The organism is Staphylococcus sp. GDY8P54P, from assembly GCF_017892645.1.
Taxonomy (GTDB): Bacteria; Bacillota; Bacilli; order Staphylococcales; family Staphylococcaceae; genus Staphylococcus; species Staphylococcus ureilyticus.
Window position 1 is genome coordinate 1 of the sequence record NZ_JAESLN010000022.1, and the last position, 1,377, is coordinate 1,377.

The 1,377-nt window shown below is 32.8% G+C and carries 3 protein-coding genes; 1 reads left to right on the plus strand and 2 read right to left on the minus strand.

The window, feature by feature from the left end; genetic code table 11:
• Positions 1 to 189: 189 nt before the first annotated feature.
• Both KA883_RS08170 and KA883_RS08175 read right to left on the minus strand, forming a co-directional pair.
• Positions 190 to 753, minus strand: coding sequence for a replication protein (locus KA883_RS08170; protein ID WP_049388228.1), 564 nt, complete (start codon positions 751 to 753; stop codon positions 190 to 192).
• A 65-nt stretch (positions 754 to 818) separates the two neighbouring features.
• Positions 819 to 983, minus strand: coding sequence for a ribbon-helix-helix domain-containing protein (locus KA883_RS08175; protein ID WP_002503080.1), 165 nt, complete (start codon positions 981 to 983; stop codon positions 819 to 821).
• Between the two features lie 188 nt (positions 984 to 1,171).
• On the opposite strand from KA883_RS08175, the gene KA883_RS08180 reads away from it, so the two are divergent.
• Entirely contained in the window at positions 1,172 to 1,321 is a 150-nt protein-coding gene (locus tag KA883_RS08180) for a hypothetical protein (RefSeq protein WP_002503081.1), read from the plus strand.
• The last annotated feature ends 56 nt before the right edge of the window (positions 1,322 to 1,377 follow it).

The following is a 1,377-nucleotide window of genomic DNA, read 5'->3' on the forward strand; positions in this document are numbered from 1 at the left end:
ATTTCTTTGTTCGTCAAAAGTTTTTCTCCTATCACAAGTAATTTTTTGGTTTGGCAAGCATCGTATTTGCTAGCCACTTCATTCGCTAACGCTCATTTCGTTCTGCAAATACACTTGTTGGGGGTAAACCCCCAATCCCCCTTTTTTGCTAACGCAAAAAGCTAGCCATAGTGGCTAGCTAATTCAAAATTAATTATCATGTTTATGTCTATTGGATCTAACTAAAACATTAATAGTAAATGTATTATCACAAGCAACTTTAAATAGGTTATAATCCATTTCTTCTAAAAGACTTAATAAATCTATATATTCTGTTACGTTTTCACTAATAATAATCTTCTTTATCCTTGAAATAGCTTCATACTTTTCTTCTCTAGTAAGAGCAATATAGTTAGAAATATCAAAGCCATTATAGATTTTTATATCTTTTTCATCATACTGATACTTTTCAGGATTATCCATATGCGTGAAATACCTATACGCTCCACGAACACTTTCAAGTTTAACTGGTTGTGGTGCATTTACCTTCTCAGCAATTTTTGATGCTGCATTTTGAGTAACAGGTCCATCCCAAATTAGTATGACATGCCAATGCTCTTTCTTAATTTCTCCATCAGGATTAACATCTTTATCATGCAAAGGAGATATTGCGAATTGTAAATAAGTTTCTTCAAGTAATTCTGTCCAATTTTCAGGGGCAGATTGTGGATATACAACCATTCCCCACGTTCTTGCTTTAATATATTTTGCCATGGTAAAATAACAGTGTTGAATAAAGATTTTAGAGAACTTAGCTATTTGGGAGCTAGGTTCTTTTTTTATTTTCCACTGTCTCTATCCCCCTTTTTACCTTTTTCAATATAGTAATTATTAATTAACATAGATATCGCTTGAGATTTACTCAATCCCATCTCTTCTGATATATCTTTCAGCCTTTCAATCGTTACAGGTGTTAATGTTATTCCAACTTTTTCTCGAGCCATTATAACCCCTCCTTTTTAAATCCTTATTCTGTATTATATAGTATATTATCCATAAAAGTCTAGAGTTTTCATGAATACTTTTGTTAAGTTTTGTGTCTAAAATTGTCAAAAACCCCATAATATCAAGGCTTAAGTCGATTTTTTCACATTGCACATTGCACCCATTGGGGGGGTCGTAGTACCCCCCAATGTCTCTCCTCAAAACAAAAATTCAAAACCAAGCAATCAAAAAAGTGATTGCTAAAATTTCAAAATCAAACCCCACCAAAAAATTACTTGTAATAGAATTTCCTTTTGACTTCACGATATCGAAATCAATGATTTGGATTGGTTGTTAACTTGGAATTAATCCAAGTTAAAACCAGCACCAATCGCCACTGGAGTGGCTATCATT